General features: G+C 70.9%; 18 protein-coding genes. 7 read left to right on the forward strand and 11 right to left on the reverse strand.

The features are described 5' to 3' along the window. Positions 1-31 precede the first annotated feature (31 nt). The gene (locus DEJ04_RS02915) at positions 32-1,219 is read left to right on the forward strand and encodes an ankyrin repeat domain-containing protein (protein ID WP_146248626.1); all 1,188 of its coding nucleotides are present in this window, start codon (positions 32-34) and stop codon (positions 1,217-1,219) included. A 107-nt stretch (positions 1,220-1,326) separates the two neighbouring features. On the opposite strand, the gene DEJ04_RS02920 is transcribed toward DEJ04_RS02915, so the two are convergent. The 7 genes from DEJ04_RS02920 to DEJ04_RS02950 form a co-directional block, all read right to left on the reverse strand. Next, entirely contained in the window at positions 1,327-2,523 is a 1,197-nt protein-coding gene (locus tag DEJ04_RS02920; RefSeq protein WP_111046198.1) for a glycoside hydrolase family 1 protein, read from the reverse strand. 24 nt (positions 2,524-2,547) lie between these two features. Continuing rightward, complete coding sequence (locus DEJ04_RS02925) at positions 2,548-3,420, reverse strand: alpha/beta fold hydrolase (RefSeq protein ID WP_111046199.1); 873 nt, start codon at positions 3,418-3,420, stop codon at positions 2,548-2,550. Next, positions 3,417-5,213: an ABC transporter ATP-binding protein gene (locus tag DEJ04_RS02930; protein WP_111046200.1), complete on the reverse strand. Its 1,797-nt coding sequence runs from the start codon at positions 5,211-5,213 to the stop codon at positions 3,417-3,419. The genes DEJ04_RS02925 and DEJ04_RS02930 overlap by 4 nt, the downstream gene beginning before the upstream one ends. Continuing rightward, positions 5,210-6,160 (reverse strand): ABC transporter permease, encoded by a 951-nt coding sequence (locus tag DEJ04_RS02935; RefSeq protein WP_111022713.1) that lies wholly within the window; start codon positions 6,158-6,160, stop codon positions 5,210-5,212. Before DEJ04_RS02935 ends, DEJ04_RS02930 begins: the two co-directional genes overlap by 4 nt. 58 nt (positions 6,161-6,218) lie before the next feature. Further along, positions 6,219-7,199, reverse strand: coding sequence for an ABC transporter permease (locus DEJ04_RS02940; RefSeq protein WP_111046201.1), 981 nt, complete (start codon positions 7,197-7,199; stop codon positions 6,219-6,221). Further along, entirely contained in the window at positions 7,196-8,956 is a 1,761-nt protein-coding gene (locus DEJ04_RS02945) for an ABC transporter substrate-binding protein (RefSeq protein WP_258371290.1), read from the reverse strand. Before DEJ04_RS02945 ends, DEJ04_RS02940 begins: the two co-directional genes overlap by 4 nt. Positions 8,957-9,194: 238 nt before the next feature. Beyond that, positions 9,195-10,295 carry a LacI family DNA-binding transcriptional regulator gene (locus tag DEJ04_RS02950; protein WP_071250632.1) on the reverse strand — a complete coding sequence of 367 codons (1,101 nt, stop codon included), beginning with the start codon at positions 10,293-10,295 and terminating at the stop codon, positions 9,195-9,197. 228 nt (positions 10,296-10,523) lie between these two features. Here DEJ04_RS02950 and DEJ04_RS18335 point away from each other — a divergent pair, with 228 nt between their 5' ends. Further along, positions 10,524-10,673: a hypothetical protein gene (locus DEJ04_RS18335; RefSeq protein WP_155896754.1), complete on the forward strand. Its 150-nt coding sequence runs from the start codon at positions 10,524-10,526 to the stop codon at positions 10,671-10,673. Between the two features lie 79 nt (positions 10,674-10,752). Here the strand turns inward: DEJ04_RS18335 and DEJ04_RS02955 are convergent, their stop codons facing one another. Next, a complete protein-coding gene (locus DEJ04_RS02955) occupies positions 10,753-11,454 on the reverse strand; it encodes a GntR family transcriptional regulator (RefSeq protein WP_239001395.1) in 702 nt (233 codons plus the stop codon). A 98-nt stretch (positions 11,455-11,552) separates the two neighbouring features. On the opposite strand from DEJ04_RS02955, the gene DEJ04_RS02960 reads away from it, so the two are divergent. Further along, the gene (locus DEJ04_RS02960; protein ID WP_111046202.1) at positions 11,553-12,782 is read left to right on the forward strand and encodes an MFS transporter; all 1,230 of its coding nucleotides are present in this window, start codon (positions 11,553-11,555) and stop codon (positions 12,780-12,782) included. A gap of 57 nt (positions 12,783-12,839) precedes the next feature. On the opposite strand, the gene DEJ04_RS02965 is transcribed toward DEJ04_RS02960, so the two are convergent. The 3 genes from DEJ04_RS02965 to DEJ04_RS02975 all read right to left on the reverse strand — a co-directional run bounded on the left by DEJ04_RS02965 (position 12,840) and on the right by DEJ04_RS02975 (position 15,288). Then, positions 12,840-13,682 carry a formate/nitrite transporter family protein gene (locus DEJ04_RS02965; protein ID WP_111046203.1) on the reverse strand — a complete coding sequence of 281 codons (843 nt, stop codon included), beginning with the start codon at positions 13,680-13,682 and terminating at the stop codon, positions 12,840-12,842. A gap of 111 nt (positions 13,683-13,793) precedes the next feature. Further along, complete coding sequence (locus DEJ04_RS02970) at positions 13,794-14,960, reverse strand: Vms1/Ankzf1 family peptidyl-tRNA hydrolase (protein ID WP_111046204.1); 1,167 nt, start codon at positions 14,958-14,960, stop codon at positions 13,794-13,796. Next, entirely contained in the window at positions 14,941-15,288 is a 348-nt protein-coding gene (locus tag DEJ04_RS02975; protein ID WP_111046205.1) for a hypothetical protein, read from the reverse strand. The genes DEJ04_RS02970 and DEJ04_RS02975 overlap by 20 nt, the downstream gene beginning before the upstream one ends. Positions 15,289-15,496: 208 nt before the next feature. Between DEJ04_RS02975 and DEJ04_RS02980 the strand changes: the two genes are divergently transcribed. Genes DEJ04_RS02980 through DEJ04_RS02995 form a run of 4 tightly spaced genes read left to right on the forward strand, consistent with a single transcriptional unit; the run spans position 15,497 to position 21,937 of the window. Then, entirely contained in the window at positions 15,497-16,855 is a 1,359-nt protein-coding gene (locus DEJ04_RS02980; protein WP_111046206.1) for an extracellular solute-binding protein, read from the forward strand. Continuing rightward, positions 16,852-17,967, forward strand: coding sequence for a carbohydrate ABC transporter permease (locus DEJ04_RS02985; RefSeq protein WP_111046207.1), 1,116 nt, complete (start codon positions 16,852-16,854; stop codon positions 17,965-17,967). The genes DEJ04_RS02980 and DEJ04_RS02985 overlap by 4 nt, the downstream gene beginning before the upstream one ends. Further along, the gene (locus DEJ04_RS02990; protein ID WP_027464914.1) at positions 17,964-18,899 is read left to right on the forward strand and encodes a carbohydrate ABC transporter permease; all 936 of its coding nucleotides are present in this window, start codon (positions 17,964-17,966) and stop codon (positions 18,897-18,899) included. The genes DEJ04_RS02985 and DEJ04_RS02990 overlap by 4 nt, the downstream gene beginning before the upstream one ends. Continuing rightward, on the forward strand, positions 18,896-21,937 hold the full coding sequence (locus DEJ04_RS02995; RefSeq protein WP_111046208.1) for a glycoside hydrolase family 2 TIM barrel-domain containing protein: 3,042 nt from the start codon (positions 18,896-18,898) through the stop codon (positions 21,935-21,937). Before DEJ04_RS02990 ends, DEJ04_RS02995 begins: the two co-directional genes overlap by 4 nt. Positions 21,938-21,955: the final 18 nt, after the last annotated feature.

The raw sequence follows: 21,955 nt of genomic DNA on the forward strand, positions 1-21,955 counted from the left end.
CCCCGGCGCCGGACGCCGGTAGTGTCGTCCCGTGCGATGGAGTCGAGTGAACTGGCCCTCCGTTGGCTACGTCTCCCTCGAGGACTTCGACGGCCAGCGCGAACACGTGACCCGGTTGCTCGAGGACGCCCCGCCCACGGTCGCCGCGCTCCTGACCGTCAAGTGGACCGACTCACGGATCGAACGCTGGGTCGTGGAGTCCGCCGACGCCGTCGTCGACCCGGACGCCGACGAGGACGACGTGACGACCCCCGTCGACCTGCCAGGGCACGGTGTACCCGACCCGGTCGTCGTGCACGCCGACATCGTGGTGCGCAACGACGAGGTCCTCGACACCCCGAGCGGCCTGTGGCGCCGCTGGAACCACGCCAGGGTGTCGCTCCGGCTCCGGGACGCCGTCATCGACCCGCCGGGTCTCGACGCCGCAGCACTGCTCGCCGGTGACGCCCACGTCGCCCGGGGCGAACTCGAGTACCTGAACGAGCACGACGCCTGGGAACTCCGCCTGCTGATCTCCCCCGTCGGCGAGGTCGCGATCCGGTTCCGGGGCGTCCGGGTGGCGATCCGGAGCGTCGCCGAGAGCGTGTACGCCGACCTCGAGGCGCGCCCGGCACGCGGCTGGCACGGCCCGGTGCCGGACGGCTGGGTCGAGTGGACGACCGAGGTGGTGCGGGCAGCGGCCTACGGCGACCTCGGCGGACTGCACCTGGCCGACGACGCGAGCGACGTCGACGACGTCGATCCCCGCTGGGGCTTCGCCCCGCTGCACGCCGCCGCGTGGTTCGACCACCCCGAGATGCTCGAGGAGCTCCTGCGCCGCGGCGCGACCCTGCAGCTGGAGGACACCGAGGGGCGGACGCCGCTGACGCTGGCGATCGACCGCGACGCGCGACGGGCGGTCGACGTGCTGGTCGGAGCAGGTGCCGACCTGGAGGCCCGTGACGGCGACGGCAACACCCCGATCGTCCGCGCTGCGTGGGGCGGGCACGCCGCGATCGTGCGTGCCCTCGCCACCGCGGGTGCGGACACCAGGGCGCGCGGGCCACGGGGCGCGACGCTGCTGATCGCGGCCGTCGATTCCGGCGACCTCGACACGGTCCGCGTCGTGCTGTCGCTCGACGTCGACCGGGACGCCGTCGACGACGAGGGCTCGACCGCCGCGGACCGCGCGGAGCTGCTCCGCGAGACGGCCGTCGCCGACCTGCTCGCCGCCGCCTGAGCGCTGTCCGCACCACGGCCCGTGGGCCGACCCGTGCCGGACGTGACGAAGCGCGGCGGACGGGAGCAGGGCCTCCCGTCCGCCGCGCGCCTGCGGGATCGACCGTCCTAGACGGTGACCGACTCGAGGGCGTTCGCCTGCGCGACCCGCCCGTACCAGCGGGCGGAGTCCTTCGGCGTGCGCTCGAAGGTCTCGCGGTCCCACGCGACCAACCCGAACGTCGGGCGGAAGCCGGAGGCCCACTCGTAGTTGTCCAGGAGCGACCAGTGCTGGTAGCCGAGGACCTCGATGCCGTCCTCGATGCAGCGGTGGATGCCCTCGAGGGCGCCCTGCGTGTACGCCTGCCGGCGGGAGTCGTCGGCGGTGGCGATGCCGTTCTCGGTGATCATCAGCGGGACACCGCCGGAGAGCTCCCACGCGCTGCGGAGCCCGTCGGCCGAGGCCTCGGGGTAGAACTCCCAGCCGGTGAGGGTCGTCTCGACGTCGTCGGCGACGGGCAGGGGCCCGTCCGGACCGATGAACGTGCGGGTGTAGGCCTGCACGCCCAGGAAGTCGTCGCCGGCGGCCTGCTCGAGGTACCAGTCGTCGCGCGGGTACCCGTACTCGCGGAGCATGGCGTCCGCCCCGGGCTCGCCGGACGACTTGAAGGCCTGCGTCGCGATGGTCCACCCCGACTGGAGGCCCGACACCTGTGACAGGACCTCGCGCGACCGCTTGTGGCTGGCCAGCAGGGCGTCGGCGACGCCCAGGTCCGGGTTCGGCAGGCCGAACGCCACCAGGTTGGCCGCGTCCTCGCCGCCTGCGAGCATCGCCGCGATGTTCGGCTCGTTGATCGTGCAGACGTAGCGGACACCGTCCTGCACCACGGGGAGCGCGGCCTCGGTGTAGCGGGCGAACAGGTCGGCGGCGTCGGGTGCCCGCCAGAAGCCGTCGCGTTCGAACCAGCGCGGCACGGTGAAGTGCATGAGGGTGACGATCGGCTCGATGCCGAACTCGTGGCAGGCGTCGACCATGCGGCGGTAGTGGTCGACCTCGGCACGGCTGACGAACCCGCGCTCGGGCTCGATGCGGGCCCACTCGATGCTGAACCGGTAGGAGTTCAGCCCGAGCTCGGCCGCGATGCGGATGTCCTCGCGGTACCGGTGGTAGCTGTCCGCCGCGTCACCCGAGGGCTCGACGATGGTGGTGTCCGGCTCGTGCTCGTGCACCCACCAGTTGCTGTTGACGTTGTTGCCCTCGATCTGGTGGGCGGCGGTGGCGGCACCCCAGAGGAAGCCGTCGGGGAACTGCAGCGTGGAGATGATGGTGCCTTTCAGTGCTTGTTCGAGTCAGTGCTGGCTCAGGAATGCGTCGAAGACGGCGACCGTCCCGAGCGGGTTCTCGACCTGGGGGCCGTGGTAGCTCGAGGGGATGACGACGTACTCGGCGCCGGTCTGCTCGGCCATCGCCCGCTGCCACGGGATCGGCCAGGCGTTGTCCCACTCGCCGTGGGCGACGAGGACCGGCAGGCCGGTGGCGCGCAGGGCGTCGGAGGCGTCGGTGTGGTCCTCGAGGATGTGTCCACCGGCGACGACGCTGAGCGGGCTCGTCGCGTCGAAGCGGTCGCGCACCATCCGGACGTCGTCGGGCAGCTCGGCGTCGGGGCGGTACGCCCAGAGCGGGTTCGTCGAGTCGAACAGCTGCCGGAGGTTCCCGCCGGTGTCGTGCAGGATCGTCAGCTCGGCGACCTTGCGGTACGGCCACCCGTGCGGCCCGGAGCAGAACTGCACGACGTCGCGGAACGCCGTCGGGTCCTGGAGCGCGGCGGCCCGGACGATCACCCCGCCGAGCGAGTGCCCGATCAAGTGCACGGGGGCACCGTCGTCGAGCAGGCGCGCGACCCGGACGACGTCGGCGGCTTCTTCGTCGAGGGAGTAGTCCCGCGGTTCGGTCGGTGCTGCCGAGTCGGCCTGACCGCGCCGGCTGATCGCGACCGCGGTCCACCCGGCGTCGCGGAGGACGGGCAGGAAGGTCCGCCAGTCCTCCTTCGAGCCGGTGTACCCGGGGACGATGAGCACGGTGCCCTTCGACACCCCCTCGGGCACGATCCGGTAGGCCGTGAGCCGCCCGACCGGGACGTCGATCCCGACGACGTCGACGCCGTCCGGGGTGGGCAGGTGCCCGAACGGCGGGACCGTCGGGAAGTCGTGCAGGTTCGTCATGCGCGCAGGGTCCTCCGCGGGTTGGGAACGGCGTCGAGGAGGGCGATCGTGTACGGGTCCTGCGGGTCCTGCAGCACCTGGGCCGTGTGACCCCGCTCGACGACGGCGCCCTCGTGGAGCACCATGATGTCGTCCGTGATGAGCCGCGCACTCAGCAGGTCGTGCGTGATGTAGAGGAGCGAGACGCCCCACTGCTCGCGGAGGTCCTCGAGCAGTGCGAGCACACCGGCGCGCAGCGTCACGTCGAGCATCGAGACCGGCTCGTCGGCGATGATCACCTGCGGGTCGCTCGCGAGCGCCCGGGCGATCACCACGCGCTGCCGCTGCCCGCCGGAGAGCTGGTGCGGGAGCTTCTGCGCGAACTGCTCGACCGGGGTGAGCCCGACCGTCTCGAGCAGCTCGAGCACCCGGCGTCGGGCATCGCGCCCGGTCAGCCCGGTGTAGTTCGCGATCGGCCGGGACAGCGTGTACTCGACCGTGTGCAGCGGGTTGAGCGCCGAGTACGGGTCCTGGAAGACCATCTGCACCTCGGAGCGGAGGTCCCGCAGGCCGCGCTTGCCGAGGCGGGCGACGTCGAGGTCCCCGAACCGGACCGTGCCGGTGGTCGGCTTCTCGACGCCGGTGAGCAGCTTCGCGATGGTCGACTTGCCCGAACCGGACTGGCCGACCAGGGCGAGCGACTGCCCGGGCTCGAGGGTGAACGACACGTCGCGCACGGCCTGCACCGGCTGCTCACCGCGGCGGGGAGCCGGGTAGGTCTTCACGATGTGGTCGACGACGATCGGGTTGCGGGCGGCACTGCGCTCGCGGGAGCCGACGGTGCTGAACGACGAGGTCGTCTCCTGCCGCTTCTCGCCGGCCTCGGCGCGGAGCGAGCGGTCCGGGAAGCCCGGCAGCGACACCACCTCGGCGCGGGGGTCGGCGTAGTGCGACAGGAGCATCTGCGTGTACTCGTCCTGCGGGTCGCGGAGGATCTCGCGGGAGCCGCCGTCCTCGACGATCCGGCCCTCGTGCATGACGAGGACGCGCTCGGTGGCCTCGAGGACGATGCCGAGGTCGTGGCTGATCAGGATCGCGGTGAAGCCCTCGGTGCGCTGCAGCTCGATGATGGTGTCCATCACGGCGTGCTGCACGAGGACGTCGAGCGCCGTCGTCGGCTCGTCGAACACCATGAGCTGCGGCTCGAGCGAGAGCGCCAGCGCGATGGAGACGCGCTGCCGCATGCCGCCGGAGAGCTCCCCGGGGAACCGGGCGAGCATCGACGTCGGCAGCTTCACCTTCTCGATGAGCTCCTTCATCCGGGCGTCCCAGCGGTCGCGCGACACGTGGCCGTGCGCCTTGAAGACGTCGATGAAGTGGTTCCGGATGGTGCGCACCGGGTTGAGCGCGTTCATGCCGGACTGCAGCACCATGGCGAAGCCGCCCTGCCGCTGCTGGCGCAGGGCTTCGTCGTCGAGGTCGCGGATGTCCTTGCCCGCGAAGACGATGCTGCCGCCGTTCGTGCGCGCCGGCGGCTTCTGCAGCCGGGTCAGCGCGTAGCCGAGCGTCGACTTGCCGGAACCGGACTCGCCGACCAGGCCGACGAACTCGCCCTTCTGCAGCTGGAACGACACGTGGTCGACGGCTTGGACGGCCGTCTGGCCGGCCGATTCGTAGACGACCGACAGGTCGCGGACGTCGAGCAGGACGGAGGCGTCGCCCTGGTCGTGACGGGCGTCGGACTGGAGGCCCGTGGCGGCGCCGGTGGGCGCCTCCAGGCCGTCTGCCGGGTGCGTTTCTGGCAAGCCGCTCATGCGCGCTTCTCCTTACGGGGCCGTGCGCCGTCGCGCAGCCGCGGGTTGGACACGGCGTCGACGCCGAAGTTGATCAGGGTGAGGCTCATCGCGAGGAGCGCGATGCAGAGACCCGGCGCGAAGAGCAGGATCCACTGCCCGGTGAGGAGCGCGTTCGAGTTCTGCGCCCAGTACAGGATCGTGCCCCAGCTGACGATCGACGAGTCGCCGAGTCCGAGGAACTCGAGGCCCGCCTCGGCGAGGATGGCGCTGGTGGCGGCCCCGAAGAAGCTGCCGACGATGAGGCTCGTCATGTTCGGCAGGATCTCGCGGAACACGATGCGGGTCGCGCCCTCACCGGAGAACTGGGCGGCGGTGACGAAGTCCCGGCCGCGCAGCGACTGCGTCTGCGAGCGGAGCACGCGAGCGCCCCACGCCCAACCGGTCACGACGATGACCGCGATGATCACCGCGATGCCGCCGTTCTGCAGGTAGGCGGCGATGACGATCATCAGGGGCAGACCCGGGATGACGAGGAACAGGTTCACGATGAACCCGATGACCTCGGCGATCCAGCCGCGGACGTAGCCCCAGCTGAGACCGATCGCGACGGCGACGAGCGTGGACAGGATGCCCGCGACCGCGCCGACCATGACCGAGATCCGTGCGCCGTAGATGATCTGGGACAGGACGTCCTCGCCGGCGGCGGTGGTGCCCATCCAGTGGTCGGGCGTCGCGTCAGCGGACCGGGCGAAGCCGTTCTGGCTGGCGCCGTACGGGGCCAGGAGCGGGGCGAAGATCGCGACGAACACGAAGACGCCGAGGATGATGATGCCGATCCGGGCCTTCTTGTTCGACCAGACGACGCCGAACTGGCGGGCGGCGGCGCGCCACTTGGACGGCGCCTGGGCTGCTTCTTCTTGCGTGCGGACTGCGACTGTGGCGTCCGGGGTGGTGGTGTTGGTCATCGACGTGCCCCCGGGTGCTTGATGTGGGCGCAGCACGCCGCCTTCGTGATGTTGTTGGTCATCGACGCGTCCTCGGGTCCAGGACGCCGTACATGACGTCCACGATGAAGTTGGCGATGAGCACCGACACGGTGATCATCAGGAAGAGGGCCTGCATGAGCGGGTAGTCCTGCCCGATGACGGCGTTGAACAGCAGGTAGCCGATGCCCGGGTAGCCGAAGACCTGCTCGACCAGGACGGAACCGCCGACCACGCCACCGAGCGCCAGACCGAAGCCGGTCAGGTTCGGCAGGATCGCGTTGCGGGCCGCGTAGCGGATGGCGACGGTGCGTCCGCGCAGGCCGTTGGCCTCGGCGAAGGTCACGTAGTCGTCACCGAGGGTGTTGATCATCGCGTTGCGCATGCCGATGATCCAGCCGCCGAGGCTCGTCACCAGGATCGTGACCGCCGGCAGCACCGCGTGTTGCAGGACATCGCCGAAGAAGGCACCGTTCAGGCCCGGCGTCGTCGTGGCCGAGTAGGCGCCCGTGGTCGGGAACCAGTGCAGCACGTAGCCGAGGAAGAACAGCAGCAGCAGGGCGGTCCAGAAGTACGGGAACGTCGACATGAAGCTGCCCGACAGGGTGGGCAGTGAGTCGAGCCAGGTGCCGCGCTTCCACGCCGCCGCGACACCGATCAGGGTGCCGAGGACGAACGCCAGGATCGTGACGACCCCGACCAGGATCAGCGTGTAGGGCAGGGCCTTCGACACGAGGTCACCGACGGGCTGCGGGTAGAACGTGTAGCTCGTGCCGAAGTCGAGGGTGATGACCTGGTGCAGGTAGCTGACGTACTGGTCCCAGAGGTTGCCGGTCGGCACCCCGAGCTGAGCCTCGATGGCCTTCTTGGTGGCGTCGGTGACCGGACCGTTCTGGCTGAGCTTCGCGAGTGCGGCGTCGGCCGGGCTGCCGGGCATCAGGCGCGGGAGCACGAAGTTCAGCGTCACCGCGGCCCAGAGGGTCAGGACGAAGAGGACGAGTTTCTGGAGGATGTACTTCACTTCTGGTCCTCCTGCTGCGCGGCGTTCTGCTCCTGCAGGATCTGCTTGCCGGCGGCGCTGTCGCGGAGCCGGAGCTTGGTGAAGATGAGCAGCGGTGCCGAGTCGTAGTTCTGCGGTGCCATGTAGGGGTCCTTCGCGCTCGGCCAGCCGACGAACTTGCCGGTGTTGAACAGGCCCCAGAGCCCGCCGTAGTACATGCCGATGACGGGGAGCTCGTCGTACACGGTCTGCTGCAGCTGGTCGAGGATCTCCTGCTGCTTCGCGGTGTCCGTCGTCGCCTTGTACTCGTCGAGGAGCTTCTGGGTGTCGGCGTTCTTGTACCGCTCGTAGTTGTTGACCGTCGACTTGCCGACGGGCTGGTAGAACTCGCTGCTGAGCAGGGAGTTGAACGCCTGGTAGACGTCACCGTTGCCCATGCCGCCCATCGCCATGTCGAACGTGCCGTTGTTGATGTTCTGCTGGTACCCGGCGGGCTGCGGCGCCTGGATCGTCACCTTGATGCCGATGGCCGTCAGTTCGCGGCGGACCTCCTGCGCGGCGCGGAGCCAGTCGGAGTAGCCGTTCGCGGTCATGATCGTGATGGCGAGCTGCTTGCCGTCCTTGACGACCTTGCCGCCCTGCACGGTGTAGCCGGACTTCTCGAGGCTGGCGAGCGCCGCCTTCGTGTCCTGCGTGATCATGCCCTTGTCGGGGATGTCCGGGTTGAGGTAGCGCTCCTGGTTCGGCAGGATCAGGCCGGTCTGGCCCGCCGCCGACAGGTTGCCCTCGGAGGCGGTCTCGGCGATGGCGTCACGGTCCAGCGCGAGCGAGATGCCCCGGCGGACGTTGACGTCGTTGTACGGCGCCTTCGTGAGGTTCGGGATGAGGCCGATCACACCGCCGGCCGGGAACCACCACTCGTTCGTCTTCGACGCGGCGCCCCAGGTGCCCTTGACGTCGGAGATGAACGAGTACGCCCAGTCGTAGCCGCGGGTGACGGTGTCGAGCTGCGTGTTCGTCGCCGGCAGGATGAGGTGCTTGATGGCGATCTTGTCGGCCTGCCAGTACTTCGGGTTCTTGTTCATCGAGTACTGCTGGTCGGTGTAGTTGCCGAGGACGAACGGCCCGGTGCCGACCGGGTTCGGGTCGCGCCAGGTCGTCGGGTCCTTCACGCCGCCCCAGTGGTCCTCACCGAGGATGTACGTCTGCCCGATGATCGTCAGGCTCGGGACGTCCTCGCTCTTGAGGTGGAAGACGACGTGGTCACCGTCCTGCTCGATGCTCTTGATGTGCTGCCAGGCCCCCTTGACGTCCATGGCGGGGAACTTCTTGAGCAGGTCGAAGGTGAAGACGACGTCCTTCGCGCTGAACGGCGACCCGTCGGACCACTCGACACCCGAGCGGATCGTCATGTCGATCGTCTTCGCGTCGGGCTGGCTCCACGCGCTGGCGAGCCACGGGTTGCGCTTGCCGTCGAGGGGGTTCACCTCGATGAGGGGCTCGTACATCCACTTGGAGGCCGTGCGGGCGTTCGCGATGTACGGGTTGAAGTTGCGGTCGAACAGCGGGTTGCCGCGGTCCGCGTTGATGAGCATCGTGTCCTTGCCGATGGTGGGATCGGGTTCGGATCGGACCTGGATGCTGCAGCCGGTGGCCACGAGGGCCACTGCGGCGAGGCCGGCGATGGCCGCGACGAGGCGGCCTCGGCGGCGGGGGCCTGGGTCACGCGTGCCGCGCGTGCGCTGTGGGGGAAGCGTCATTGCTCGGTCGACCTCCATGTCGATTCGGTACGTGCTCAATGTATGCGCTTACATCGTGGCGTGCAACTGCGGGTGTTGTTTCGCGGGGCGGCACGGTGCGAGGTGCGCCGACTGGTGCGAGGTTGCCGTCCTGAGGGAGGGCGGCGCACGGTGCGAGGTGCGCCGACTGGTGCGAGGTTGCCCGCTCTGTGCACTGCTACGGACTCGCACGGGATGCGGAAGGTCGCACGGTGCGGCCTCGCGACGGCACGCACGCCTACAGCGCGGGCGGGCAGCTCTCGCGCAGCAGCACCTCGACGGGCAGGCGCACGGCGCGCGGCGGCCCCTCGCGGCGCTCCAGCCGGTCCACGATCGCCAGGACGGCGGCACGCCCGAGCGCCCCCATCGGCTGGTGCACCGTCGTCAGGCGCGGCGACGAGAACCGGCCGGCGTCGATGCCGTCGAACCCGGTCACGACGAGGTCCTCGGGCACCCGGAGCCCCCGGGCAGCGGCGGCGTCGAGCACCCCGAGCGCAGACTGGTCGTTCGAGCAGACCACGGCGCGCGGGACGTCGTCGGCCAGCAGCGACACCGCGAGCTCCCGCGCCCGGGCCCGCCCGAAGTCGCCGTGCACGGTGCGCACCGCCGAGGCCGGCACCCCGTGGTCGGCCAGCGCCGCGCGGAACCCCGCCGAGCGCTCCATGTCGTCGGGCGAGTCGATCGGCCCCGCCACGTACGCGAGGGACCGGATCCCCAGGCGCCCGATCACGTGCGACGCCAGGGTCCGCATGCCCGCGGCGTTGTCCACGCTCACCGAGTCGAACCCGTGCGAGCGCCGGTCGTCGGCGAGCACCACGACGGGGATGCGGCGGGCGACGTGCTCGAGCAGGTCGTCGGGCACCGTCTGCGCCAGCACGGCGAGCCCGTCGACCCGGCCGGCGACGTCGTTCACGATGACGTCGCGCGACGAACCCCGCCCGGCGGCGACCATGAGCGCGAGCCCCCGCTGCCAGGCCTCGGTCTCGGCACCGCGCAGGACCTCGTCGAAGTACAGGTTGGACGAGAACGGCTGCGTCACGTGACGCCGGTCGTCGACCACGCGGACGCCGCCGTCGGTGACCAGGTCCGGCCGCTCGTCGGGCACCACGTCGAACCCGGGCAGCAGCAGTCCGACGACGCCGGTGCGCTTGCCGGCGAGGGCACGGGCGTTGCCGGACGGGACGTAGCCGAGGCTCCGGATCGCCGCCTGCACGCGGTCCCGGGTGCCCTCGCGGACGGCGTCGGGCGTGCGGAGCACGCGCGAGACCGTGGCGATGGAGACGCCGGCCGCAGAGGCGACGTCGTAGACCGTGGGAGGTGCGGTGCGCTGGTCGGCCAACCCGTGCCTCCCCTTCGACGTCCGCTGGTGCCGCGCCTCGCGCTGTGCGGCCGGACCATCCTAGGCATGCCGTGTGCCGGGAGTTCTCCACACGGTGCCGGAAACGCTTGCGGGACAGCGGGGGTCGCGCGACACTGTTCCGACCTCAGTACGTCCCGTGAGGAAGCGCACCAGCGGGCCGCGTGCCCGCACCGATCAGGTTGCCCACACACAGGGGAAGGACACGACATGTCACAGTCGACACGTTCCGGGAGCAAGCTCGCACTCCGCGCGAGCCACGACGAGGCCGAGGTGCGCGACGCGCTGCTCGAACGCACGGATTCGATCCGCACGTTCGACGACCTCGACGCACCGCAGGAGACGACGGACCTGCGCTAGCGGCTCGCGCCCGGCCTCCCCCCGGACACGGCCAGGAGGCCCGGGCAGGCGCCCGCAGACCGCTCACGTCAGCGCACACTCAGCGCTCGGTCGCGCCCACGATCGTCATGCCTGCCCCGCGCAGGCGTCGGCGCTCCTGCGCGATCCAGCTGAGGAGCCGGTCGTTCGTACCGGCCACGTGGGCGGCGACGAGGTCCGCTGCGCGGTCCGCGTCGCCGTCGCGCACGGCGTCGATGATGGCGCTGTGCTCGTCCCAGGCGGCGTCGCGCGCCTCGGGCGTGCGGACCTCGATCCAGCGCGTGCGCTCGAGCCGCGTCAGGGCGTCGGCGATGGCGTCGGTGACGAACCGGTTGCCACCGAGCGCGGCGAGGTCGAGGTGGAACGTCGACCCCATGCGGATGCCGGCCTGCTGGTCGGGGGTGGGCTGGAGCGCGTCGAGGTGCCCGCGGACCTCGGCCAGCTGCTCGGGGGTGGCACGCTGGACGGCCAACCGGACGGCAGCGGGCTCGAGGATGCCGCGGAGCTCGGCGAGCGAGGCGATCTCGTCGAGGTCGATCGGGGTGACCGTCCACGAGCGGCCCTCGTGCAGGATGAGTCCCTCGCGCTCGAGCCGCGACAGTGCGGCGCGGACCGGTGTGCGCGAGGCGTGGAACCGTGCCTCGAGCCCGCGCTCCGAGATGCGCTCCCCCGGTGCGATGTCGAGGGTCAGGATGGCTGCGCGCAGGTTGTCGTAGAGCTGGGCCGTCTGCGACACGGGCGCGGCGTCGGTCGTGTCGGTCACGGCGGACAAGCCTAGCGGCGTGACGGCGGGAATGGTATACCGTTGTGGTATACCAATCCGTTCCGCGATGGAACGACGACGAACGGCCGACACGACCCATGCCCACGACCGACGCCCCGCAGCGATCCACCACGACGCCGCCGGTCTCCGCCCGCGCCTGGACGATGCTCGCCCTCGGGGTCGCGGCCCAGGCGGCGGGGACGCTCGTCGTCTCTGCGCCGGCGCTCCTCATCCCCCACCTGCTCAGCCGCGGCACGTCCCTGCCGGCCGCCGGGCTGCTCGCCGCCGCCCCGACCTTCGGCATGGTGCTGACGCTCATCGCCTGGGGCGCGGTCACCGACCGGTTCGGCGAGCGCGTCGTCATCGCCGGCGGACTCGTGCTCACCACGCTGGCCGTGGTCGGCGCCTGGCTGGCTGCGGGCGACCCGGTGCTGCTCGGGTTGGCGTTCCTGGCCTGCGGGATGACGAGTGCCTCGACGAACGCCGCGAGTGGTCGGGTCGTTGTGGGGTGGTTCCCGAAGGAGCGCCGGGGACTCGCGATGGGCATCCGGCAGATGTCGCAGCCGCTCGGCGTGACACTCGCGGCGGTCACGGTGCCGCAGCTCGCCGAGGGCTCCGGGATCCGCACGGCCCTGGTCCTGCCGATCGTGCTGTGCGCGGTGCTCGCCGTCTGCTGCGCGATCGGGATCACCGACCCGCCACGCCCTGCCCGGGCCACGGTGGCGACGACGGCGACGACGGCGACGACGGCGACCGCGAACCCCTACCGCTCGAGCGGCTTCCTGTGGCGGGTGCACGCGGTGTCGGTCCTCCTCGTGGTGCCGCAGTTCACCCTGTCGACGTACGGGCTCGTCTGGCTCGTGGGCCTCGGCTGGTCGACACCGGCGGCCGGGCTGCTCGTCGGCGCCGCGCAGTTCGTCGGGGCGATCGGCCGGATCCTGGTCGGTGGCTGGAGCGACCGTGCCGGATCGCGCGTCGGACCCCTGCGCATCGTCGCGGTGAGCGCCGCGGTGGTGATGGCGGTGCTCGCGGTCGTCGACGCGACGCACCTGGCCGGGGCCGCGGTGTTCCTGGTGCTCGCGACGAGCGTGACGGTAGCCGACAACGGGCTGGCGTACACGTCGGTCGCCGAGGCGGCGGGGCCGTTCTGGTCCGGCCGGGCGCTCGGGGCGCAGAACACCGGGCAGTTCATCGCGGCGAGCGCCGTCGGTCCGGGCATCGGGGCGCTGGTCGGTGCGCTCGGGTTCGCGGCGTCGTTCGGCATCGTGGCGGTGCTCCCGCTGCTCGCGGTCCCGCTGGTGCCCCGACGCGACCGTTCGCACGACTGACCGTTCGCGCGACTGACCGCGGACGACCCCGTCAGCCTGCGCCGCCCGTCGCGCCCGTCACCCCTGTTCGTGGTCGGCGCGCTCGGGGTCGTCCTGGGAGTCCCGGCGGCGGTCCTGCATGAGCTCCTTCGTCCGGAGCAGGCGCAGCGCCGTCACGAGCACCAGCCCACCGAGGACGTTGAACAGCAGCGTGTACCCGAACCAGCCGAGCCACTGCCCGGAGGTGATGTCCGCGCCCGACTGGATCGCCCCGAAGACGAGCAGCGAGTCGAGGATCGAGTGGAAGAGCTGCAGCCCGGCGAGCAGGAAGCCTCCGGCGACGGCGGCGACGAGCTTCGCGGGGTCCGAGTCGGTGCCCTGCTGCATCCGCGTCATCAGGGTGATGGTGCTGCCGCCCAGGACCGCCAGCACGATGCTCTGCAGTCCGAACGGTGCGTCGACGTAGTGGTGCGCCGACTCCGAGAGCGTTGCGTGCCACTGCGGGAACGCCTGGACGACGAGCCACATGAACACCCATCCCCCGGCCAGGTTCGCCACGAGGGTGCCGCCCCACAGTCGCACGAGCTGCAGCACGGTCCCCTCGCGGGCGACCACGGCCGCGACCGGCATCAGGAAGTTCTCGGTGAAGAGTTCGCTGTGCGCCAGGTGCAGCGCGATGAAGCCAATGCCGAAGGCCAGCCCGGCGAGCAGGTGGCTGTCGGTCTCGGTGAGCACCGCGAGGTACGCCATCACGCCGAGACCGACCTCGAGGCCGCCGAAGAACCCCGTGACGAGGACGGCGCGGGTCGTCCGTTGCAGCCGCTCCGCGCCCTCCTCGATGGTCGCGTCGAAGGACTCCGCGAGTTCGTCCTCCACGGGTGCGTCGCTGGTGCCGAGCTCACGTCGGCGGTCGTCGGTCATGGCCGGGACGCTATACGCGGCCGTCGTGGCGGCCCGCAGGATCGCACCGAGACGGACGGGAGGCCCGGTACCAGCCGGCACCGGGCCTCCCGTCCGTCGTCCGGTCACCGCTCAGGCGGCCGGCACCGCCGGTCCCACCGGCCACCGCAGCAACGCCGCGGCGGGCGCGCCGTTCGGGAGCGACGCGGCGTTCACGAGCAGCAGCTCCGCGTCGGTGAGGGCGACCGCCCGCACGATCGCGCACACGGCCGGGACCGGTCCGATGACCGGTGCACCCGCCGCCTGCTCGGGTGCCGTGGCGATCCACGGCACCGCTCCCAGCGCGAGCAGGGTGCGGTCACCGATCGCGGCGGCGTCGATCGCGACGACCGAGGCCTGCGCCTGCTGCAGCGCCTCGACGACGGACCCGAGGCCGGCGACCGTCTGGTTGTCCCCGCGGCCGACGTGGGTGCGGAGCAGGTCCTCGAAGTCGTGCCGGCGGGTCGCGATGACCCGGGCGAGCGCGATGTCGACGTGCTCGACGAGCGCGGTCTCCGACGCATCCGAAGCCCGGGTGTCGACCGGGACCTCGGAGACGACGGCGCGCGCCTCGGTGGACAACTGGTCGAGCAGGAGCCCCCGTGCGCGGATGTCCCCCGCGACCACGATGAGCTTCGGCTGCAGCCGTCGGAAGGCCTCGTCGACGGACGTGGCGACCTCGTTCTGGTTGTCGCGCCAGATCTCCTCGGTGTGGTGCTGCCACCGCAGGTGCGACCAGCCGCCGCCCTGGAACTTGTGGAGCGTGTCGGTGCGGCCCTGCACGCGCTGCTCGTCGCGACGGTCCGGCACGTCGGCGTGGCCCAGACGGTAGGCGCGGTAGCCACCGCCCTCGCGGCCGACCTCGACGATCAGGAACGGCAGGTCGAGCGGCCGGTGCGCCAGGAGCGGCAGCAGGTCGGGCACGGGGTCGTGGCCGATCGACGTCGGGGCGTGCATCGCCCCGGGCAGGACCTCGCTGAGCACGAGTTCGCCGTCGTGCACGAGCACGTACCGGCTGACGGGTGCCGGCACCCCCGGTGTCTCCTCGAGTTCGGCCATCACCGTGTCGATGACCTCGGCACCCGCCCCGGCCGACCGCAGCACGTCCTCGGCCTTCCGGCGCTGCAGGGCGGCGAGGTGCTGCGGGTCCTCACGGTCACCGGACGCGTCGACGTAGGCCCACGTCCACGTGCCCCCGCGCTTCAGGCGTTCGGCGATGCCGGACTGCAGGTGCGGCGCGTCATTCTGCGTCAGAGCCATCGGTGCTGCCCTCCCCGGTCTCGGTGCGGTACACGGTCGCGTCGGCTCCGTCGCCGTCGCCGTCGCCGGTGGGCAACGGGTCGGCACGGTCGGCGTCGTCCTCGGGGAGCACGTCGGTGGTGTCGTCCTGCAGCTCGCCCTCGAGCTCGCCGTCGTAGCCCGACGCGGCGAGGGTCTCCGGGCTGTCGGTGTCGTCGGGGACCGGCTCGGACTGCCGGAACTCCTCGACGTGGGCGTTGCTGCCGTGCCCCTGGACGATGCTCTGCGCCTCGTGCGCGAGCTGCTCGTCGAGTTCGGGGCGGTGGGTGGTGTTCCCGCGTTCGGTCATCGCTTGTCCTCCCGGTCGCGCCACCGGCGGCCTTCGCCGTCCGGGGCGTCGGTGTCTGCTCTGTAACACCACCGTCCGCGCCCGGGCCTGGGGCCGTTCCAAGGTGCGCAGGGAACGCGCAGTGTCGGTACGGTCACGAAACCACAACGGCGTTCGGTTCTGTGATTGGGTGTCGACAACCCCGATCAACGACGAACGGAGTGCGGCAATGGCGCCACGACCACGACCCATCACGAGACGACACCTGTTGGGCTTCGGCCTCGGCACCGCGGCGGCGGGACTCCTCGCCGGCTGTGCGGTCCCGGGCTCGACCAACGTCAACAAGGCGGCCCTCGTGCCCGCCGCGGCCTCGGGTGAGACCGTCCAGCTCACCTACTGGGCCTGGCTCAAGGACCTGCAGAAGGTCTGCGACGTGTGGAACAGGACACATCCGAACATCCAGGTGTCGGCGAACTGGATCCCCGGCGGCAACAGCGGCGGGTACCAGAAGATGTACTCCGCGCTCGCGGCCGGCGGCGGCCCGGACATCGGGCAGGTCGAGCTCCGGCAGATCCCCGAGTTCATGCTCGCGAACGGCCTGGTCGACCTGGCCCGGTACGGCGCGAAGGACTTCGAGTCGAAGTACGACGAGGCCGCGTGGGCGCAGGTGTCGTTCGTCGACGGCATCTACGGCATCCCGCAGGACACCGGCCCGATGGGGTTCTACTACCAGACCGCGATCCTCGAGCAGGCCGGCGGCGAACCCCCGACGACGTGGGACGAGTGGCGTGACCTGGCTGACAAGGTCCGGAGCACCGGGAAGCAGAACTACCTCGAGGTGTTCCCGGTCGCCGACGCCTCACCGTTCGCCGCGTACGCACAGCAGGCCGGCGCGCGCTGGTTCAAGGTCGACGGCGACGAGTGGGTCGTCGACATGACCGACGACAAGACCCTGATGGTCGCGGACTTCTTCGACGGCGTGATCGACGACAAGCTCGTCGACACGAGTGCCGGTGCGTACTCCCCCGGGTGGTACGCCGCGGCCGCGAGCGGCAAGATCGCCGCGGTCACGAGCGCGAGCTGGGGTGACGCCCTGATCGAGTCGGTGCAGGGCGGCGAGGGCAAGTGGAAGGTCGCCCCGATGCAGAAGTGGGGCGCCGACGGCTTCGGCTCGAGCGCCATCGGCGGTTCGACGGCCGCGGTGCTGGCGAACGCGAAGCACCCGAAGGAGGCGCTCGAGTTCATCACGTGGATGACCACCTCGAAGGAGGGCATCGACGCCATGATCAAGCACTGCGGCATCGGCTGGTCGCCCGCCGTCGACTACATCGGGGCGCAGCGCGAGAAGCCGTCGAAGTGGTTCTCCGGCCAGAACTACAACGAGGACGTCTTCGTGCCGGCCTCGAAGGAGCAGAACATCGACTGGTCGTGGTCCCCGGTGACCCAGTCGGCCTTCACCAGCCTGCAGAACCAGTTCCGCCGCAAGCTCACCTCGGGCCTGAAGCTCAGTGACGCCGTGGAGCTCGCACAGCGGGAGATCGTCCAGTCCTTCAAGGACAAGGGCCTCAGCGTCAGGACGGCACGATGACCCAGCAGACCACCACCCCACGGTCCACCGGCCGACCGGCCGGTGGCACCCCCGCGTTCCGCACGAGGACGAAGGCCACGAGTGCGCAGAAGCGTGCCCCGTGGATCCTGCTCGCCCCGTTCCTGGCGCTGTTCCTGCTGACGTTCGTCATCCCGATCATCAGCGCCCTGTTCCAGTCGTTCACCACCGTCGACCGTGAGGGCCTCTTCGGTGAGGACGGTGTGGTCGGCCGGTTCGCCGGGTTCGACAACTACGCGATCGCCCTGCAGGACAGCGGGTTCGTCGCCTCGATCGGCCGCATGCTGCTGTTCGGCATCGTCCAGGTCCCGGTGATGATCATCGCCTGCACGATCCTCGCGCTGCTGCTCGAGTCGGCGAGCGCCCGCTGGCCGGGCTTCTTCCGGGCGATCTACTTCATGCCCTACGGCGTCCCGGGCGTCATCGCCACGATCCTGTGGTCGTTCCTGTACGTGCCCGGCCTGTCACCGATCGTGTCGCTGCTGCAGTCGATGGGGCTGCAGCCGGACTTCCTCGGCGCGAACAGCGTGCTGTGGTCGATCGCGAACATCGTCACGTGGACCTACACCGGCTACAACATGCTCATCATCGTGGCGCAGCTGAAGTCCATCCCCGGCGAGGTCTACGAGGCCGCCAAGGTGGACGGCGCGAACGCGTTCCAGGTCGCGTGGCGGATCCAGATCCCGCTCATCGCACCGGCCCTGGTGCTCACGACGGTGTTCTCGATCATCGGCACCCTGCAGCTCTTCGCGGAGCCGCAGATCCTGTCGACGGTCGCCCCGGCGATCGACACCGAGTACACGCCGAACTACGCCGCCTACACGAACGCGTTCGCGTTCAACGAGTACGGCGTCGCGAGTGCGCAGGCGGTCATCATCGCGCTGGCCGCGTTCATCCTGTCGTTCACGTTCCTCGCGCTGACGAACCGACCGCCCAAGGACGAACGCGACCGCCGCAAGCGCGCACGGCGCGACGGCCGGGAGGCCCGCACCGCGCTCCAGACGCGCGCTGCGGCGGGCAGCAACGGTACTTCCCAAGCCGACCCGGGCCTCCAGGCCGGTCGCGTCGCGACCACCGAAGGGACTGAACGATGACCAGCGAAGCCATCGAAGCGCCGGCCACGGCGAAGACCGCCGTCCCCGTGGACACCACGTCGATCTCGGCGCACCAGCGCCGCAAGCTCGACCGGTCGCCGCGCTCGCAGATCGTCGTCACGGGGATCCTCGTCGTCGTCGCGCTGTACTTCATCGTCCCGCTGTACTGGGTCGTCATCGCGGCGACGAAGACCACGGGCGCGCTGTTCTCGACCAACGGGTTCTGGTTCGGCGGCGAGTTCGCGCTCTGGAGCAACCTGCAGCAGGTGTTCACCTACGACGGCGGCATCTTCGTCCGGTGGATCGCGAACAGCATCCTGTACTCCGGCGTCGGTGCCGTCCTGGCGACCTACTTCGCCGCGGCCGGCGGGTACGCGCTGGCGAAGTACGACTTCCGGGGGCGCCAGTTCGTGTTCGGCACGATCCTCGGCGGCGTGCTCGTGCCGGGGACCGCGACAGCACTGCCGCTGTTCCTGCTGTTCTCGTCGATGGGCCTGACGGACACGTACTGGAGCGTGCTCATCCCGAGCCTGGTGTCGCCGTTCGGGCTGTTCCTGTGCCGGGTGTACGCCGCCGCGTCGGTGGACACCACCCTGCTCGAACAGGCACGCATCGACGGTGCCGGTGAACTGCGGATCTTCCACACCGTGGTGCTCCGGCAGATGACCCCGGCGCTCGTCACCGTGTTCCTGTTCCAGGTGGTCGGGATCTGGAACAACTTCTTCCTGCCGCTCATCATGCTGGCAGACCAGAAGCTGTACCCGATAACACTGGGTCTGAACAACTGGCGCTCGCAGGTCGACCGCCTGCCGGAGTTCTACCAGCTCACCACCGGCGGGGTGCTCGTCTCGGTCATCCCGCTCGTCATCGCCATCATCGTCCTCCAGCGCTTCTGGCGTGGAGGCCTCACGGAAGGATCGGTCAAGGGTTGACCCACTCCGCACTCTCGTCCACCGCACCCGGCTCCGACTCGCGGCTGGCACCCCGTGCCTGGCTGCACACCGACGCCCCGTCCCTGTCGCTGAACGGGGACTGGCGGTTCCGGTGGTCGCCCGTCGCCTCGGTCTCCGAGGACTTCGCGACCGAGGGTGGGAAGGACGACGACCCGGCCTGGGGCGAGCTCCCGGTGCCGTCGCACTGGGTGCTGCACGGGCACGGCGCACCGAGCTACACGAACCTGCAGTACCCGTTCCCGATCGACCCGCCGCACCCGCCGGAGGAGAACCCGACCGGTGACCACCGCCGCACGTTCGAGCTGCCGTCGTCGTTCGACGGTGCCGGCCGGGTGCTGCTGCGGTTCGACGGGGTCGAGTCGCACTTCCGGGTGTGGCTGAACGGGACGCTCGTGGGGTGGTCGACGGGCTCGCGCCTGGCGACCGAGTTCGACGTCACCGAACTGGTGCACCCGGGGGCGAACGAGCTCGCGGTCCGGGTGCACCAGTGGTCAGCGGCGTCCTACCTGGAGGACCAGGACCAGTGGTGGCTGCCCGGCATCTTCCGCGACGTCACCCTGCTCGCCCGACCCACGGCGCCGATCGACGACGCGTTCGTGCGCGCCGGTTGGCGGGCGACGCTCGGCACGGCTGCCTCGGCCGGCACCGCGGCGTCGGGACGGCCGGAGACGGGGACCGGCACGATCACGTTCCCGACGCTCGACGCGGTGTTCCCGGTGCGGTTCGCGGTGCCCGACCTGGGCGTCGACGTCACCTGGGCCACGGCGGACGACGTCGCGCCGATCGAGGTCGAGGGCGTCGAGCCGTGGAGTGCCGAGCTGCCGAAGCTCTACGACGCGATGCTGTCGACCGGTTCCGCGGCGGCCGGCGCGGGCGCCTCGGGCGGTGAAACGGTGTCGCTCCGACTCGGGTTCCGCACCGTGTCGATCGTGGGCGACCGGTTCCTGGTGAACGGTGAGCGCGTGGTGTTCCACGGCGTGAACCGGCACGAGACCCACCCCGTGCGCGGCCGGGTGTTCGACGAGGAGCACGCCCGCGCCGACATGGCGCTGATGAAGCGGAACAACGTCAACGCCATCCGCACCTCGCACTACCCGCCGCACCCCCGTGTGCTCGACCTGGCCGACGAGCTCGGGTTCTGGGTGATCCTGGAGTGCGACCTGGAGACCCACGGGTTCCTGTTCACCGACTGGGTCGGCAATCCCTCCGACGACCCGGCGTGGGCCGAGGCCTACCTCGACCGCATCGCGCGCACCGTCGAGCGCGACAAGAACCACGCGTCGATCGTGATGTGGTCGCTCGGCAACGAGTCCGGCACCGGCCGGAACCTCGCGGCGATGTCGCAGTGGGTGCACGACCGCGACGCCGAGCGCCCCGTGCACTACGAGGGCGACTACACGGGCGAGTACACGGACGTCTACTCGCGGATGTACCCGACGCTGCAGGAGACCGAGTCCATCGGCGGCGGCACCCCGACGCCCCTGCTCGGCTGCGGCCCGGCCGAGGCCGCACGACAGCGCTCGAAGCCCTTCATCCACTGCGAGTACGTGCACGCGATGGGCAACGGTCCCGGGCAGATCGCCGAGTACGAGGCCCTGGTCGACCGGTACCCACGGCTGCACGGCGGGTTCGTGTGGGAGTGGCGAGACCACGGCCTGCTCGCGAAGACGCCCACGGGCGAGGACTACTACGCCTACGGCGGGGACTTCGGCGAGGTCGTGCACGACGGCAACTTCGTGATGGACGGCCTGGTGCTGCCCGACGACACCCCGACGCCGGGGCTCGCCGAGTTCGCCGCCGTCGTGGCCCCGATCCGCCTGGCGGTCTCGGACACGACGGTGCTGGTCGAGAACCGGTACCACTCGGCCTCGACCGCCGGGCTCCGGCTGTGCTGGACCCTGTCGCGGAACGGCGTCGTCGAGGCCTCGGGGCGCCTGTCCACGGGCATCGTCGCCGCCCGGGAGTCGGCGACGGTCCCGGTGCCCTCCGAGGTGCTCGCCGCGGCCACGTCCGAACTCGCACCCGGCGACGAGCTCTGGTTCGACCTGACCGTGGAACTGGCGGGGCCGACCGCGTGGGCGGACACCGGCCACGTCGTCGCACGCACCCAGCGGCTCGTCGCGGCGCGCGCGGCGGACGCACCACGGGCCTCCCGGCAGGGGTGGGACGGCGACCACCTGGGTGACGGCACCTTCAGTGCCCGCGGCGACCTGGTGTCCTGGAAGGGCCACGAGGTCGCCGGGCCCCGCCTGGAGCTCTGGCGTGCACCGACGGACAACGACAGCCTGGCGTCACAGGGCGGCTACGAGACCGCGGACCCGGTGCTCACGCACGGGGTCGGCGACCCGACCGCTCCCCCGTCGGCAACGCGCTGGCGCGACCGAGGGCTGGACCGGCTGACGCACCGGCTGGTGTCGGTGTCGCGCACCGACTCCGGTCTGGAGCAGCGGGTCCGCGTCGCGGCGGCGAACAGCGGGTGGGGCCTCGAGGTCACGCACCGCTGGACCCTGACGTCCGACGGGCTCGTGCTGCAGACCGACGCCGTGCCGTTCGGCGCCTGGGACGTCACGTGGCCTCGGATCGGGGTGCGGTTCGACCTGCCGGCATCGCTGGCCGATGCGGACGCGACCTGGTTCGGGACCGGACCGCTGGAGTCGTACGCCGATTCCTCGCACGCTGCCCGTGTCGGCCGGTTCACCGCGCCGGTGCGGTCGCTCGGGGTGGAGTACTCGCGACCGCAGGAGACCGGGCACCGGCCCGACCTGCGGGAGCTGTCGGTCGGGCCGTTCACCGTGTCGACGGTCGGGTCGCACCGTGCGGGGTTCACCCTGTCGCCGTGGACCGCGCAGCAGATCGACCGCGCCGAGCACCCGTACGAGCTGCCGACGTCCGAGCACCTGTACCTGTACCTCGACGCCGCGCAGCACGGGCTCGGCAGCCGGGCGTGCGGGCTCGACGTGCTGCCGGAGCACCAGCTCTGGCCGCAGGCCTTCAGTTGGAGCGTGCTGCTGGGCTAGTCGGTCACGCGCAAAACA

Source organism: Curtobacterium sp. MCLR17_044 (assembly GCF_003234435.1).
In the GTDB taxonomy this organism is placed as follows: Bacteria; Actinomycetota; Actinomycetes; order Actinomycetales; family Microbacteriaceae; genus Curtobacterium; species Curtobacterium flaccumfaciens.

Bases quoted from the DNA above. Each gene is read 5' to 3' on its own strand.
- DEJ04_RS02925 (WP_111046199.1), bottom strand. From the start codon at position 3,420: ATGACGAACCTGCACGACTTCCCGACGGTCCCGCCGTTCGGGCACCTG.
- DEJ04_RS02930 (WP_111046200.1), bottom strand. From the start codon at position 5,213: ATGAGCGGCTTGCCAGAAACGCACCCGGCAGACGGCCTGGAGGCGCCC.
- DEJ04_RS02935 (WP_111022713.1), bottom strand. From the start codon at position 6,160: ATGACCAACACCACCACCCCGGACGCCACAGTCGCAGTCCGCACGCAA.
- DEJ04_RS02945 (WP_258371290.1), bottom strand. From the start codon at position 8,956: ATGGAGGTCGACCGAGCAATGACGCTTCCCCCACAGCGCACGCGCGGC.
- DEJ04_RS18335 (WP_155896754.1), top strand. From the start codon at position 10,524: ATGTCACAGTCGACACGTTCCGGGAGCAAGCTCGCACTCCGCGCGAGC.
- DEJ04_RS02960 (WP_111046202.1), top strand. From the start codon at position 11,553: ATGCCCACGACCGACGCCCCGCAGCGATCCACCACGACGCCGCCGGTC.
- DEJ04_RS02965 (WP_111046203.1), bottom strand. From the start codon at position 13,682: ATGACCGACGACCGCCGACGTGAGCTCGGCACCAGCGACGCACCCGTG.
- DEJ04_RS02970 (WP_111046204.1), bottom strand. From the start codon at position 14,960: ATGGCTCTGACGCAGAATGACGCGCCGCACCTGCAGTCCGGCATCGCC.
- DEJ04_RS02975 (WP_111046205.1), bottom strand. From the start codon at position 15,288: ATGACCGAACGCGGGAACACCACCCACCGCCCCGAACTCGACGAGCAG.
- DEJ04_RS02980 (WP_111046206.1), top strand. From the start codon at position 15,497: ATGGCGCCACGACCACGACCCATCACGAGACGACACCTGTTGGGCTTC.
- DEJ04_RS02985 (WP_111046207.1), top strand. From the start codon at position 16,852: ATGACCCAGCAGACCACCACCCCACGGTCCACCGGCCGACCGGCCGGT.
- DEJ04_RS02990 (WP_027464914.1), top strand. From the start codon at position 17,964: ATGACCAGCGAAGCCATCGAAGCGCCGGCCACGGCGAAGACCGCCGTC.